This window comes from Stenotrophomonas maltophilia, assembly GCF_006970445.1.
GTDB lineage: Bacteria > Pseudomonadota > Gammaproteobacteria > Xanthomonadales > Xanthomonadaceae > Stenotrophomonas > Stenotrophomonas maltophilia_AU.
The window spans coordinates 4,117,537-4,130,713 of the sequence record NZ_CP033877.1 but is presented as its reverse complement, the minus strand read 5'-3'; the positions used below and the strand labels follow the sequence as shown (position 1 = coordinate 4,130,713).

The window sequence follows — 13,177 nt, the reverse complement described above, 5'->3', positions numbered from 1 at the left end:
GAACGCCACAGACCGTGGCCAGCCACTGCGCAGGAAACCCACCCGTCCTGTCATACACTAGCCCGTCGTTTGCCACAGGGGCCGTACCGGTGTCGCCCTCGCGATACCCCGGAAACCACCCATGACCAACCGTCCTCCCATGCGCGTGCAGGTCCGCCTGCCCGGCGCGCCGCAACCGCCTGCCGACCGTCGCCGCCTGCTGGTGATCGGCGGCGTCTGGCTGCTCAGCCTGGTGCTGGCGGTGCTTGGCGGCTGCTGGATGGCCACGCCGCGCGATGCCCAGGGCCAGCGCCTGCAGGCCGCCGAGAAGCGTGCCGGGACGCTGCAGGCGCAGCTGACCGAACTGCGCCAGAAGCAGGCCACGCTGGAAGCCTCCGACCGCATCAGCCGCGCTGCCAATACCGAGGTGCAATCCTCGCTGGCCGAGCGCGATGAGGAAATCGCCGGCCTGCGTGCCGACGTCGCCTTCTACGAGCGGCTGGTCGGCTCGACCAGCCAGCGCAAGGGCCTGAACACCCATTCGATCGAGTTCAGCCCTGAAGCGGCCGGCACCTGGCAGTACACCGCCGTGCTGACCCAGAACCTCAACCGCGGTGCCATCAGCCAGGGGCAGATGCGCTTCACCGTGGAAGGCGTGAAGAACGGCAAGCTGGCCACGATCAGCTGGGATGATCTGCACCAGCGCAGCAAGGTGCCGGGACAGGATTACTCGTTCCGGTACTTCCAGCAGATCACCGGCAGCGTGATGCTGCCGGCTGACTTCACCCCGCAACGCGTGCGGGTGACATTGGGGAGTGGTACGGGGGGTACCACCCAGGTATTCGACTGGAAACAGGCCGGCGCGCCGGCCAGCAAAGGGGAGTAGGCAGATGTTCGGAAGCAGCAAATCCAACCGTGAAGGCCAGCTGGTGGTGGATGCCCTGATCGGCAACCAGGTGGTGATCCGCGGTGATGTGGAATTCAGTGGTGGCCTTTATGTGGAAGGCCGCATCCACGGCAAGGTGATTGCCGCCGAAGGCGCCAGTGGCGCGACCCTGACGGTCGCCGAGCATGGCGTGATCGAGGGTGAGATCCGGGCCCAGGTGGTGGTCATCAGCGGCCGTCTGGACGGCGATGTACACGCCACCGAGAAGGTCGAGCTGACCCCCAGCGCACGGGTCAATGGCAACGTCCATTACCAGGTGGTGGAGATGAATGCGGGCGCCCAGCTGAACGGCCGCCTGATCCATGCCAGCGCCCCGATGGCGGCCCTGCCGGCGCCGGAAGGCGACGACGCCAATGATGGCAAGGGCGACACCGCCGCACGCCGCAAGTTGGCCGAGGCGATGGCTTGAAAGCCATCGTCGGCACCCCCATGCTGACACCATGAGCACGCTAGTCTCCCTGCCCGGCGCCACCCCGGTTGCCGCGCCCGATTACCAATCGCTGGAGCGCCCGCTGAACTTCACCGAGTCGGCGGCCGCCAAGGTCAAATCCCTGATCCAGGAAGAGGGCAACCCCGACCTGGCCCTGCGTGTGTACATCGAGGGAGGTGGCTGTTCGGGCTTCCAGTACGGGTTCGAGTTCGACGAGAACCGTGCCGAGGATGACCTGGCGGTACAGACCAGCGGGGTGACCCTGCTGGTCGACCCGCTGAGCCTGCAGTACCTGATGGGCGCCGAAGTGGATTACACCGAGAGCCTGACCGGTGCCCAGTTCGTGATCCGCAACCCGAACGCGAAGACCACCTGCGGCTGCGGCAGCAGCTTCAGCATGTAGTAGATCCACGCCATGCGTGGATGCGTGGTGCCCGCGACCTCGCCCGTGGACCACACGGGCAAATTGCGCACAGTGCCGACCTTGCCACCCGCATCGATTGGCGGCAGGCTTGGCGGATGCCCAATACTCCTTCGCCGCTTTCCGGTTTCGCCTTCGTTGGCGAACCGTTGGAGCGCGCCGATGCCCTGCGCGAAGATGCCGATGCACTGGCGCGCCTGTGGCCGGGCGCGCGCATCCTCGTCCTCGATCACGATGGCAGTGCCTTCACCGGTGATGATGACCAGCCGCTGGCGCTGACCGGCGCCGACATCGGCGGTGGCCCGGGTGCCGCGATCTTCCTCGGCCTGCGCGGTGATCAGGCGTGGTTCTCGATCGAAGCTGCCAACGTTACCGTCAGCGCACCACGCCGTCTCGATCTTCGCCAGGCCGCGTTGCTGTGGCCGATGGCCGATGCGACCGCCTTCAGCTATGCCCGCGGCATGTCCTACTGGCACTCGCGCACCCGCTTCTGCGGCGTGTGCGGCGGCACCGTGGCATTTGCGCGCGGTGGCTTCGTCGGCCGCTGCGCGCAGTGTTCCACCGAACACTATCCGCGTGTCGACCCGGCGGTGATCGTCGCCGTGGAAAACCAGGGCCGGCTGCTGCTTGGCCGGCAGTCGAACTGGGCCCCGCGTCGTTACTCGGTGCTGGCCGGCTTCGTCGAACCCGGCGAGACGTTCGAGCAGACCGTGGTGCGCGAAGTCCATGAAGAGAGCAAGGTGCGGGTGACCGCTTGCCAGTACCTGGGTTCGCAACCGTGGCCGTTCCCCGGCGCGCTGATGGTCGGCTTCCGTGCACAGGCGCAGGACGACCTGCCGACCGTGGATGGCGAGCTGGAGGATGCGCGCTGGTTCAGTGCCGAAGAGGTCGGCGCTGCGCTGGCACGTGATGTGGAGGACGATGGCCAGGGCATCCGCCTGTCGCCGCCGATCTCGATCTCGCGGGGCCTGATCGAACACTGGTACCGCCAGCAGCGGGGCTGAGTCGGCGTTTCTGCCGGGCCGGTCGTGGCAGCTGTATTGCCGCCACCTGAACACGGCCCGGGTTACAGTCCGGTTCACCCGCGAGGGCACCGCTGCGACAGGTAAGGTAGCGGCGCCGAGCGTTCTGTTTCGTAGGGAGACCTGCCATGTTCACCACTCTGGCCGCCGTGCTGGTGGCGCTGGCCCTGGGCCACGTTGCCCCGGCCGCTGCCGCCTCGCTGCGCCGTTTCGACGGCTTCCGGCGATGGCTGGGCTGGCTGGACGCGCGTGGCGGCAAGGCCTGGCAGGGACCTGCAGGTGTCGCACTGGCGCTGTTGCCGCCGCTGCTGCTGATGGGCCTGCTGGCCTGGCTGCTGCGCGGGGTGTTGTTTGGCCTGCCGTCGCTGCTGCTGGGCGTGGCGGTGCTGGCCTGGTGCTGGGGGCCGCGCGACCTGGACCGCGATATCGAAGCGATCATCGATGCGGACGACGCCGCGACGCGGCAGGCTGCGGTGCGCAACCTGCAGGCCGCCGGTGGCAGCCTGCGCGAGGACGTGCCGTCGCTGGTCGAGGCGACCGTGCTCAACGCGCTGCGTCGCTGGTTCGCGGTGCTGTTCTGGTTCCTGTTGCTGGGCCCGGCGGGCGCGCTGGGTTACCGGCTGCTGGCATTGATGGCGGAAAGCCCGATGCGTGCACGCGTGCCGGTGGAGCCGCTGGCGCTGGCGCAGCGCCTGTTGGGCTGGATCGAGTGGCCGGTGGCGCAGCTGATGGCGTTTTCGATGGCGCTGGTGGGCAACTTCGATACGGCGTGGAAGGCCTGGCGCCAAGCGCATGGCGAACGTCTGGCGGGCAACATCGGATTCCTGGGCGCGGTGGCGCGGGCCAGCGTCAACGCCGAGCTGCGCGAGGATGCGCACGATTACACCGAGGCGGGGTTGTTGCCGGTGTGGCAGCGGCTGCCGGACCTGCGTGATGCGATGAGCCTGGTGTGGCGGATGCTGCTGCTGTGGCTGGCGATCCTGGCATTGCTGGTGATTGCAGGCTGGGTGACGTAGTGGCTTTTGCAGGGCTTGCAGCCCTGCACCTGCAGAGGCAACAGCAACGGCAACAGCAGCTCTGGATTGCTGATGGTTGGGCGGGGCGGCGTGGGGCTGCAGGACACGCCGTAAACCCCCAGACCGGCCCAGCCGCTGGCGGCTGTGCGTTCGGGCGCTTGCGAAGCAGTGCTTCGCAACCAAAGCGCCCTCACCCCTGGGGGCTCGATGGCGCCTTGCTCGTGTGCGCTGTCCTGCGCACACGGCAAGACCGGGGTTGGGCGTCCTGCCCAACCCGCCCGAGGCATGCCTCGGGCCCATGGCGCCAACGGTCCTGCAGCCCCACACCGCCCCACCCCCGACAGATTCCCGGTGACGGTGGGTGAACTGCGATTGCCGGTAGGTGTCGACCTTGGTCGACACGGTAGATCCACGTAATGCGTGGATGCAGAGCGAAGCGATCCGCTTCCGCTTTTGATCTTCTCTTTCTTTTCCGTGGTGGACGCACACGGAAACTGTCCGTGGCCGGGTGGGTGGGCTGCGCAGGGGCGTGAGCCGCATGGATGCGGCGACCGAGCTTACATGGACGTACTTGCAGCGGCCCCTGCGCAGCCTACCCGCCCGGCCAACCCCATGATCGACAAACGCCGCCCACCACGAGGGGCTGCGCCGTTGGCTGGAAACCTAGATCGGTGCCAGCGCGGTGAACGGTGCCCACGGCAGGTTGCGCAGCAGCGCATACCCGGGCAGCACCCAGAGCCAGAACGTGGGATTGGCCAGTACCCGCATCAGCGGGTCGAGCACGCGCGGCCGGATGCCGGCGACGTTCAGCAGCATCAGCAACAGGAAGGGCAGGCTGATGACCAGCAACGGGTTCATCGCCATCGCGCCGGGCAGGTCGAAATGGACCAGCGAATACAGGCAGCGGGTGCTGCCACAGCCCGGGCAGTACAGGCCGGTCAGCGCGTACAGCGGACAGCTCGGCAAGGGATTGCCGGCGACATACGGATTGACGTTGCGCAGCACCACTGCGGCACCCGCAGCCAGACCGGCGGCGGCCAGCAGCGGTGTCCAGCGGGCGAGACGGGAGCGGGCGGGAAATACGGACATTGCAGCAACGGATCCGGCGCGCGCGCCGGATCCGTCCACGCGGATCAGTAGCCGCCGTTGTTCATTGCACCCATGCCGCCGACAGCGACGATCAGGATGCCGTACAGCACGCCGACCACGACGGCGGCGATGGCCGACCAGATGGCCCACTTCTTGGCCTTGGCCGAGGATTCCTGGGCACCGGCGATGTCGCCAGCGGCCAGCTTGCCGTTGACCTGGGCGGCGTAGACGATCGACACGATGCCGGCCGGCAGGCAGCAGAACAGGGTGCTCAGGATGGCCCAGACCAGATTGTTCGGGACCTGCGGAGTGGCGGTGTTCATGGGTTCAAGCTCCTTGATGGGTGGTGGTGGTGAATCATTGGTCGGAAAGAGCGCCCAGTACGGCCAAGCCGCCGAACAGCCCGAACCACAACAGCAACAGGACCGGCAGGGCCACGGCCGAAGCCACCGCCCACCAGCCCGCCTTGCGCGACGCGCTGTAGGCCCCTGGCAGGTCGCCGGCCGCGCGGCGGCCATCGACCTGGGAGGCATAGACGATCGACACCACGCCCAACGGCAGGCAGCAGAACAGCGTCGTCAGGATCGCCCAGACCAGATGGTTGGGGATGTAGACCGGACGGCTGAGCGGTGGTGGTTGATTCAAAGCGAGACTCCATTCCTTGGTGGCCGGCCATGATGAAACGGCCGGACCTCCCCCCTGTGGGTGCGTAATCTACCTCAACCCGCGTTGCATGTATGCGTTTACAGCCACGGCATGCCGTCTCCGCCACTGGACGCTGGCGTATGTGGAGAGGTCACTCGACCCGCCAGGCGGGCCGATTCCGTCAGGCGTGATCACCGCGCAGGGCCCGCACCTGGGCCTCCAGCACCGGGGCGCTGGTGCTGTGGCCATCGACGGCCGGCGCCGCCACGACCTCGACGGTGGCGCGGAACCGGCGCGGCACGCGCATGCGGCCAAGGCGGCTGTCGCGCCGGCTCCACATGCTGGACCACATGCCGCGCAGTGCCATCGGCACCACCGGCACCGGCCGCCGTTCGAGGATCTTCTCGACCCCGGACTTGAACGGTGCCATCGCGCCATCCTTGGTCAGCGCACCTTCCGGGAAGATGCAGACCAGCTCGCCTTCGGCCAGCGCGGCGTCGATCTCATCGAAGGCGCGCTGCATCAGCGCCGGGTCTTCACGCGCTCCGGCAATCGGGATCGCCTTGGCCGTCCGGAAGATCCAGCGCATCACCGGGATGTTGAAGATCTTGTAGTACATGACGAAGCGCACCGGGCGCGGGATGGTCGCCGACAGGATCAGTGCGTCCATGTAGCTGACGTGGTTGCAGACCAGCAGTGCGGCGCCTTCGTCCGGCACGTTGGCCTCGATGCCGTGCGGGCGCAGCCGGTACAGGGTGCGCACCATCAGCCAGCTGAGGAAGCGCATCAGGAATTCGGGGACGATGGTGAAGATGTAGATCGCCACCAGTGCGTTGGCGATGGCCAGCGCCAGGAACTGCTGCGGAATGGTCCAGTGCAGCAGCTTGTGCGCGGCCAGCGACAGCAGCGCCGCAGCAACGATGAAGCCCGAGTTCTGGATGTTCAGTGCGGCGAACACGCGCGACATCTGCGCCTTCGGCGTGCGGCTCTGGATCAGCGCGAACAGTGGCACCACGAAGATGCCGGTGAACAGGCCGATGCCGATCAGGTCGATGACGATGCGGATGCTGCCGGGCTGCTGCAGGAACGGCCCGATGGTCAGCCCGTGCGCCGTCGCTTCGCCGCTGCGGGCGAAGTACAGGTCGAGCAGGAACGCGGTCATGCCGAACGCGCCCAGCGGCACCAGGCCGATTTCCACCGTGCGGGCCGACAGCTTCTCGCACAGCAGCGAGCCGACGCCGGTGCCGACCGAGAACAGGGCCAGCGCAAAGATGTACAGGGTCGGCTGGCCGCCCAGGTTGGTGACCGCGTAGGCCGGCAGCTGCGAGGTCAGCACGGTGCCGACGAACCAGAACCAGGACACGCCCAGGATCGAGTTGCGCACGGCCTTCTGCTGGCGCGCCATGCGCAGCACCGCCAGCGATTCCGGCAACGGATTCCAGTTGATCTTCAGGGTGGGATCGCCGGCATCGACCTTGGGAATCAGGCGGGCGGCGATGTTGCCGCAGATCGCCAGGGCGATGATCGCGCACGCAGCCACCACCGTACCGTGGCTGCCGGCCACGGTGAACACCAGGCCGCCAACGATCATGCCGGAGAGGATCGACATCGAAGTGCCCATCTCGACCAGGCCGTTGCCGCCGGTCAGTTCCTCGGGCCTGAGCACCGACGGCAGCACCGAGTACTTCACCGGGCCGAACAGGGTCGACTGCATGCCGGTACAGAACAGCGCGACCAGCAGCACCGGCAGGCTCTGGGTGAGGAAGCCGGTGGCCGCCAGCGACATGATCACGATCTCCATGGTGGTGGTGATCACGATCAGCCGCGATTTTTCCAGTTTGTCTGCGATCTGCCCGGCCAGTGCCGAGAACAGGAAGTACGGCAGGATGAAGATGGCCGGCGCCAGCGTGGCATACAGCCCCAGTTCTTCCTCCGGCACGGCCATGAACAGCAACATGCTGATGATCGCCTGCCGGTACACGTTGTCGTTGAACGCACCGAGCGCCTGGACCACGAAGAACGGCAGGAAGCGGCGCTGGCGCAGCAGGGCAAACTGGTTGTGACCGGACATGGAACCTCCTTGACCGGCGCAGCCTAGCATTCCTGCCCATGTGTCGGGACTGTGGTGAGAAGCATCCACGCATGGCGTGGATCTACTGAAGCCCCACAATCGTGGTTGCGGGCGGGTGGGTGCGGACCGTTGGTCCGCACACCTGTCGACGGCTTCAGACGATATCGTCGACCACGCCGCCATCCACGCGCAGTGCCGCACCGGAGGTGGCGGAGGCCTGCGGTGAGGCCAGGTACACCACCATGTTGGCCACTTCCTCGACCGTGGCGGTGCGCTGGATCACCGAGGACGGCCGGTGCGCCATTACGAACTCGCGGCCGATCTGTTCCAGCGGCTTGCCGCTGCGCTGGCGTTCATCCTCGAACATCGCTGCGAAACCATCGGAGAGGGTCGGGCCGGGCAGCACCGCGTTGACGGTGACGCCGCTGCCGGCCACGCGCTTGGCCAGGCCGCGCGACAGCGACAGCTGCGCGGTCTTGCTGACCCCGTAGTGGATCATGTCGGCAGGGATGTTGCGCGCCGACTCGGAAGAGATGAACAGCACGCGGCCCCAGCCAGCGTCGACCATCGCCGGCAGCAGCGCACGCGACAGGCGTACGCCGGACATCACATTGGTCTGCCAGTAGCGCTCCCAGGTCGCGTCATCGGTTTCGAAGAAATCCTCTGGGCCGAAGATGCCGGCGTTGTTGACCAGGATGTCGACCTTCGGCAGGCCAGCCAGCAGCGTATCGACACCGGCTGCATCGGAGAGGTCGGCGGCGACGCCGAGTACGTCGGCTCCCGGCACGGTGGCGAGCAGGTGCCGGCGGGCGCGCTCGACGCTGTCGGTGCTGCGGCCATTGAGGACGATGCGTGCGCCTGCGGTGGCCAGGCCTTGGGCGATGGCCAGGCCGATGCCGGCGGTGGAGGCGGTCACCAGCGCGGTGCGGCCGCTGAGTTCGATTTTCATGGTGATGATCCGGAGCGGGGGGATTGCCCAGTATCCGCGTGGCCGCGTGATCGAACTGCAGCACCAGGCGCAACGCGCCGTTGCACACGGCGCAGCAGATCCACGCCGTGCGTGGATGAAATGCCTGATTCAGCGATGAGGGATCAGGCCAGACTGGTCACCGCCTCATTGGCCGCTGCCCGCACCTTCGGCAGCATCCGCAGTACCAGCGCCATCTGCGTGCGGATCAGCTGCAGCTTCGGCGGCATTGTCTCGTCGATCTGCTCCAGCTCGGCAGCCACCGCGCGGTCGGCGTCATTGGCATCTTCGGCGACCGGTTGCCGCGCGGTCAGGGCCGAGGCCAGCTGCTGCAGTGCCTTGCGCACGCGCTCGCCGGCCGCCAATGCCAGCGGATCGCCGGCATAGCTGTCCACCTGGTCGCGGTGCGCACCCAGCGCCGAAAGATGGCCGAGCAGCATGTTGGACAGTGCCAGGAAATGGAAACCGGCATCCAGGTTGCGGCGCACGTGGCCCGGCTCGCGCAGCATGTTCGACAGCGCGGTGGAGAGTGCGGCATCGGCGTTGTGCATGTCACGCCGCGCGATGCGGTAGGCCAGGTCGTCGCGCATGCCGCTGCGATACTGGCCCAGTACCGAATCCAGGTAGCGAGCGGCGGTGTCCAGCACGCGTGCCAGTACAAGATGCAGCTGGCGGCCCTGCCAATCGGGCAGGATCAGGAACGCCGCCGCCGCTGCGATCGCGCAACCCAACACCGTATCGACCATGCGCGGCACGATCAGCACGAAGCCATCGCCGATCAGGTTGAAACAGGTCAGCGCCATCACGGTGATCGCGGCCGACGCCACCAGGTAGCGGTCGGTGCGGGTGAAGAAGAACAGCAGTGCCGACAGCAGGGCAATCAGCAGCTGCACGTGCAGTTGCGGGAACAGCTGCAGCAGCGCCCAGGTCAGCACCAGGCCGGCCAGGGTGCCGACGATGCGCTGGGCCAGACGCTGGCGGGTAGCGCCGAAGTTGGGCCGGCACACGAACACGATGGTCAGCAGTACCCAGGAGCCGTTCTGCGCATTGAACAGGCGGATCGCTGCAAAGCCGGCGATCAGCGCCAGCGCCATGCGCAGGCCGTGGCGGAACAGCACCGAGCCGGGCGTGAGCTGCTGGCGGATGCGCACGCCCATCTCGCGCAGGGTGTGCGGGTTGCTGTCGCGCAGGCGGGTATCGACGTTGTCCAGGCTGGCTTCGGAGCGCTCGGCGTCCAGCAGGCGGCGTTCGATGCTGCGCAGGTTGTGCACCAGCAGGTCCAGCGAGCCGAGCAGGCGCTGCCACTGCGGCCGCTGCTGGTCGCGCAGGTAGGCCAGCGCATCGGCCAGGTCACGCCCGGCCTGCTGGTTGCTCTCGCCGTATACGAACGGACGACGCAGCCGGATCGCCTCGCCCAGGCGGGCACAGGCCTGGCCCTGCAGGTCGAGCAGGCGCTGGCAGCGGTACAGCACGTCGCTGTGGAAGAACGCGTCCACCAGCGCACCGTACGGGTAGTGCGAGGAACTGGCACGCTCGTGGAAATCCTGCGCCATGTAATACAGGCGCAGGTACAGGCCGGAGTTCACGCCCGGCCGGCCGGAGCGGCCGAAGCGGGCCAGGATCGCTGTCTTGGCTTCGTTCAGCGCACCGACCACGCGGCGGTTCTGTTCGGCCAGGTCAAGCTGGCGACGTTGCAGGTCGGCTTCGCGCACCGGTTCGAACAGCGCAGCCTTCAGCTGCAGGTAGCGGCCCAGCTCAACGTACAAACGCGCCACGCGCTCGCGCACCGGCCGGTTGGCGAACAATGCGGTCCACAGGATCGACAGCAGGCCGTACCAGACCGCACCGGCCAGCAGGTGGCTGACCGCGTCCAGCGCGCTGTGCAGATCGCTGGCACCGTGTTGTTCCAGGCCGATCATGGTGTAGATCGCCAGCGTCACCGTGGCCTGGGCGATCGACGCGTAGCGCTCGCCGAGCGCGCCAAGCAGGGTCAGGCCGAAGGTGGACAGTGCCAGCGCGCCAATGAAGATCCACGGCCACGGGAACAGCCAGATCACCGAGGCCGCAGCGACGCAGAAGCACAGCAGCGAAAGCACCACCGCCTTGGTCCGGCCCCACCAGTTGTCGTCGGTTTCTGCGATGGCGCTGGCGATGATGCCGAGGAACACGCCGGGCAGGGCCGTCAGCGCATCGAACTGCCAGCACACGGCAACGGCCGAGGCCAGCGCGATGAACACGCGCAGGCCGTAGCTGGCCTTTTCGTGGGCCCAGAGGCGGCTGAGGCGGGATTCGTGGGCGGGCATGCAGGCTCGGTGGAAGGGTCTCCCACCATTATTGCGGGTGCGGGGTGAAGGGGACAGCCTGCGCACGAATACGCGGTAGTGCCGGCCGCTGGCCGGCTCCTCGCACCGCCGTCCGGGCGGACGAACAGCCGGACGGCGGCCGGTACTATCGGTTTGCCGGGCCTTACATGTCGAACCGCACGCTCAGTGCAAACGTGCGTGGCAGACCGACGCCGGCGTTGGACCAGTACTTCCGGTTGGCCAGGTTCTCGACGCCGGCGCGCAGCATGACCGGATGGCCGGAGGCCAGCATGCGATACCCCAGGCCCGCGTTGACCAGTGTGTAGTCGGGCAACTTCAGGGTGTTGTCGGCGTCGTACCAGACATCACCGTAGTAGCGCACCACTGCGTAGGATTCCAGACCATCCAGCCATGGCAGCTGGTAGGTGGCATGCAGCACGCCGTTCCAGCGTGCTGCACCGGCGGTGCGGTTGCCCTCCTGTGATGCGCTGGCCGGGGACAGCCGGTCGTAGCTCGGGTCCAGCCACGTCACGCCGCCTCCGAGTGTCAGCGCGTCGGTCAGGTGCAGGTCCGCGCTGGCCTCGATGCCTTCGTACAGGGTGATGCCGTCCTGCACCAGGCGCTTGCCGGCCGGAGTGAGCTCATCGATGTTGGCGCCACGTTCGAGGCGGAACGCAGCCACGTTCGCATTCCAGCGTGTGGCCTCAACCTTGGCGCCGATCTCGTACTGCTTGCTGAGGGTCGGATCCAGCACATCACCGGCATTGATATAGGTATCGCCGACACGGCTGCCGGCTTCCAACGATTCGATGTAACTGGCATACAGCGTGACGTCCTCGCGTGGCTTGAACATCAGCGCATAGGTCGGGGTTACCGGGTAGGTGTGGTAGCGGCCCTTGGTTTCGTAATCGCTGTACCGCCAGCCGGCCAGCAGCGACCAGCCACCGCCGAAATTGACCGTATCGCTGGCGAATACCGCCTTCTGCACGGTTTCGTCGCCACGGCTCATTGCCCGCGAACCCACCGCGTCGTGCCGCAGTGGCGAGCGCTCATAGAGGTTGGCACGGCCCACCAGGCTCCATTCGTACGGACGATCCCAGCCCAGCCCGGTCTGGTGGCTGAGCCCGGCCACCAGCTGATGCATCAGTTTTCCGGTGCGGAAGCCGCCCTGGACCTGCGCCTGGGCCAGCTTCCACTCGCTCTTGCCGCCCAGCTCGTAGACGTTGACATCGTAGTCGCCATTGGGCGAATCGATATAGGCGAAGATCTTGTTGACGTCGTTCCACGAAGTGGTGACGCCATAACTGAGGCTGGCCTTCCAGTCGCTGTTGATCTGCCAGTTCAGTGCTGTCGACAGCAGGCTGGAGCGGGTGTTGTAGTAGGTGCCGGCTACGCCGTTGTCGACGTCGCCAGCGACCGGGCGTGGGACCGAGGTCAGGCCACGGAAGTAGTACTGCGGCGCCTCGCCGCTGAGGTCGCGCGACTGGAACACGCCGTCCGCGGTCCAGGTCAGGGTGTCACTCAGGCGCGCGTCCAGCGACAGCGCACCCACCTTGCGGTCTACGCGGCCGCCGTTGAAGGTCTCGCCCTTCTCCCGGTAGGCATTGAAGCGGTAGCCGAACATCTGCTCGTTGCCGAAGCGGCCGCCCACGTCGACGCCGCCGCTGACGATGCCCTGTTCGCGCCAGCCCAGCTGTGCGCTGTAGGTCGGCAGGTCGGTCGGCTTCTTCGTCACGTAGTTGACGATACCGCCGGGCACGCCGAAGCCATACAGGAAGCCGCCCGGACCCTTCAGCAGCTCGATCTGCTCCATCACTTCCAGTGGCCACTCGGTGCCCCACGAAGAAACCTGCAGGCCGTTGACCCGGTAGCTGTCGAAGTTCAGGTCGATGCCGCGGTTGCGGATCGGCGAGCTCCAGCCGCTGGCATAGGCACTGACCTGCGTGGTCACCGAAGGATCGAGCAGGAAGGCTTCGCCCAGCGAGACCACCTGGCGCTGCTCGATCTGTTCACGGCCGACGACGGAGATGGCGAACGGCGTATCGCGGAGTGCACGGTCACCGAGGGCACCGGCAGCGGCGTGGCTGCGTTCGGCGGTGACCTTTACCGCATCCAGATCGGTGGCGCTGCGGCCGCGGGCGACACGATCCGGTGCGGACTGGGCCTGCGCAGCACAGGCCAGAGACAGGGAAACGGCAAGCAGGGCCGGGCGGCACAGTGGGTGCAATGGCATGGTTCGGTCATCCTCGGCGGACGGCCACAGGCCATCCGCCCACGCGTGTGGGAAG

The 13,177-nt window shown here is 67.1% G+C and carries 12 protein-coding genes; 5 read left to right on the top strand and 7 right to left on the bottom strand.

The window, feature by feature from the left end; translation table 11 throughout:
* The first annotated feature begins 121 nt into the window (after positions 1-121).
* The 5 genes from EGM71_RS18905 to ampE all read left to right on the top strand — a co-directional run bounded on the left by EGM71_RS18905 (position 122) and on the right by ampE (position 3,814).
* Entirely contained in the window at positions 122-865 is a 744-nt protein-coding gene (locus EGM71_RS18905) for a DUF6776 family protein (RefSeq protein WP_188486380.1), read from the top strand.
* 4 nt (positions 866-869) lie between these two features.
* Positions 870-1,334, top strand: coding sequence for a bactofilin family protein (locus EGM71_RS18900; protein ID WP_014038728.1), 465 nt, complete (start codon positions 870-872; stop codon positions 1,332-1,334).
* A 31-nt stretch (positions 1,335-1,365) separates the two neighbouring features.
* Positions 1,366-1,758, top strand: coding sequence for an iron-sulfur cluster insertion protein ErpA (erpA, locus tag EGM71_RS18895; protein ID WP_005419789.1), 393 nt, complete (start codon positions 1,366-1,368; stop codon positions 1,756-1,758).
* Positions 1,759-1,874: 116 nt separating this feature from the next.
* Positions 1,875-2,780 carry an NAD(+) diphosphatase gene (nudC, locus tag EGM71_RS18890; protein WP_188486378.1) on the top strand — a complete coding sequence of 302 codons (906 nt, stop codon included), beginning with the start codon at positions 1,875-1,877 and terminating at the stop codon, positions 2,778-2,780.
* Between the two features lie 146 nt (positions 2,781-2,926).
* Positions 2,927-3,814, top strand: coding sequence for a regulatory signaling modulator protein AmpE (gene ampE, locus EGM71_RS18885; RefSeq protein WP_188486376.1), 888 nt, complete (start codon positions 2,927-2,929; stop codon positions 3,812-3,814).
* 663 nt (positions 3,815-4,477) lie between these two features.
* Here the strand turns inward: ampE and EGM71_RS18880 are convergent.
* The 7 genes from EGM71_RS18880 to EGM71_RS18850 all read right to left on the bottom strand — a co-directional run bounded on the left by EGM71_RS18880 (position 4,478) and on the right by EGM71_RS18850 (position 13,122).
* Entirely contained in the window at positions 4,478-4,903 is a 426-nt protein-coding gene (locus tag EGM71_RS18880) for a DUF2752 domain-containing protein (RefSeq protein WP_188486374.1), read from the bottom strand.
* A 44-nt stretch (positions 4,904-4,947) separates the two neighbouring features.
* Positions 4,948-5,226, bottom strand: a complete 279-nt coding sequence (locus tag EGM71_RS18875) for a CD225/dispanin family protein (RefSeq protein WP_188486372.1) — start codon at positions 5,224-5,226, stop codon at positions 4,948-4,950.
* A gap of 34 nt (positions 5,227-5,260) precedes the next feature.
* The gene (locus tag EGM71_RS18870; protein WP_005419784.1) at positions 5,261-5,548 is read right to left on the bottom strand and encodes a CD225/dispanin family protein; all 288 of its coding nucleotides are present in this window, start codon (positions 5,546-5,548) and stop codon (positions 5,261-5,263) included.
* Positions 5,549-5,729: 181 nt separating this feature from the next.
* A complete protein-coding gene (locus EGM71_RS18865) occupies positions 5,730-7,619 on the bottom strand; it encodes an MFS transporter (protein WP_188486370.1) in 1,890 nt (629 codons plus the stop codon).
* A gap of 154 nt (positions 7,620-7,773) precedes the next feature.
* A complete protein-coding gene (locus EGM71_RS18860; protein ID WP_188486368.1) occupies positions 7,774-8,568 on the bottom strand; it encodes an SDR family NAD(P)-dependent oxidoreductase in 795 nt (264 codons plus the stop codon).
* Between the two features lie 143 nt (positions 8,569-8,711).
* Positions 8,712-10,889 carry a YccS family putative transporter gene (gene yccS / locus EGM71_RS18855; protein WP_188486366.1) on the bottom strand — a complete coding sequence of 726 codons (2,178 nt, stop codon included), beginning with the start codon at positions 10,887-10,889 and terminating at the stop codon, positions 8,712-8,714.
* Between the two features lie 163 nt (positions 10,890-11,052).
* Positions 11,053-13,122, bottom strand: coding sequence for a TonB-dependent siderophore receptor (locus EGM71_RS18850; RefSeq protein ID WP_188486364.1), 2,070 nt, complete (start codon positions 13,120-13,122; stop codon positions 11,053-11,055).
* Positions 13,123-13,177: the final 55 nt, after the last annotated feature.

Excerpts from the sequence above, each read along its gene's own strand:
- EGM71_RS18905 (WP_188486380.1), top strand. The coding sequence starts at position 122 with ATGACCAACCGTCCTCCCATGCGCGTGCAGGTCCGCCTGCCCGGCGCG.
- EGM71_RS18900 (WP_014038728.1), top strand. The coding sequence starts at position 870 with ATGTTCGGAAGCAGCAAATCCAACCGTGAAGGCCAGCTGGTGGTGGAT.
- erpA (WP_005419789.1), top strand. The coding sequence starts at position 1,366 with ATGAGCACGCTAGTCTCCCTGCCCGGCGCCACCCCGGTTGCCGCGCCC.
- nudC (WP_188486378.1), top strand. The coding sequence starts at position 1,875 with ATGCCCAATACTCCTTCGCCGCTTTCCGGTTTCGCCTTCGTTGGCGAA.
- ampE (WP_188486376.1), top strand. The coding sequence starts at position 2,927 with ATGTTCACCACTCTGGCCGCCGTGCTGGTGGCGCTGGCCCTGGGCCAC.
- EGM71_RS18880 (WP_188486374.1), bottom strand. The coding sequence starts at position 4,903 with ATGTCCGTATTTCCCGCCCGCTCCCGTCTCGCCCGCTGGACACCGCTG.
- EGM71_RS18875 (WP_188486372.1), bottom strand. The coding sequence starts at position 5,226 with ATGAACACCGCCACTCCGCAGGTCCCGAACAATCTGGTCTGGGCCATC.
- EGM71_RS18865 (WP_188486370.1), bottom strand. The coding sequence starts at position 7,619 with ATGTCCGGTCACAACCAGTTTGCCCTGCTGCGCCAGCGCCGCTTCCTG.
- EGM71_RS18860 (WP_188486368.1), bottom strand. The coding sequence starts at position 8,568 with ATGAAAATCGAACTCAGCGGCCGCACCGCGCTGGTGACCGCCTCCACC.
- yccS (WP_188486366.1), bottom strand. The coding sequence starts at position 10,889 with ATGCCCGCCCACGAATCCCGCCTCAGCCGCCTCTGGGCCCACGAAAAG.
- EGM71_RS18850 (WP_188486364.1), bottom strand. The coding sequence starts at position 13,122 with ATGCCATTGCACCCACTGTGCCGCCCGGCCCTGCTTGCCGTTTCCCTG.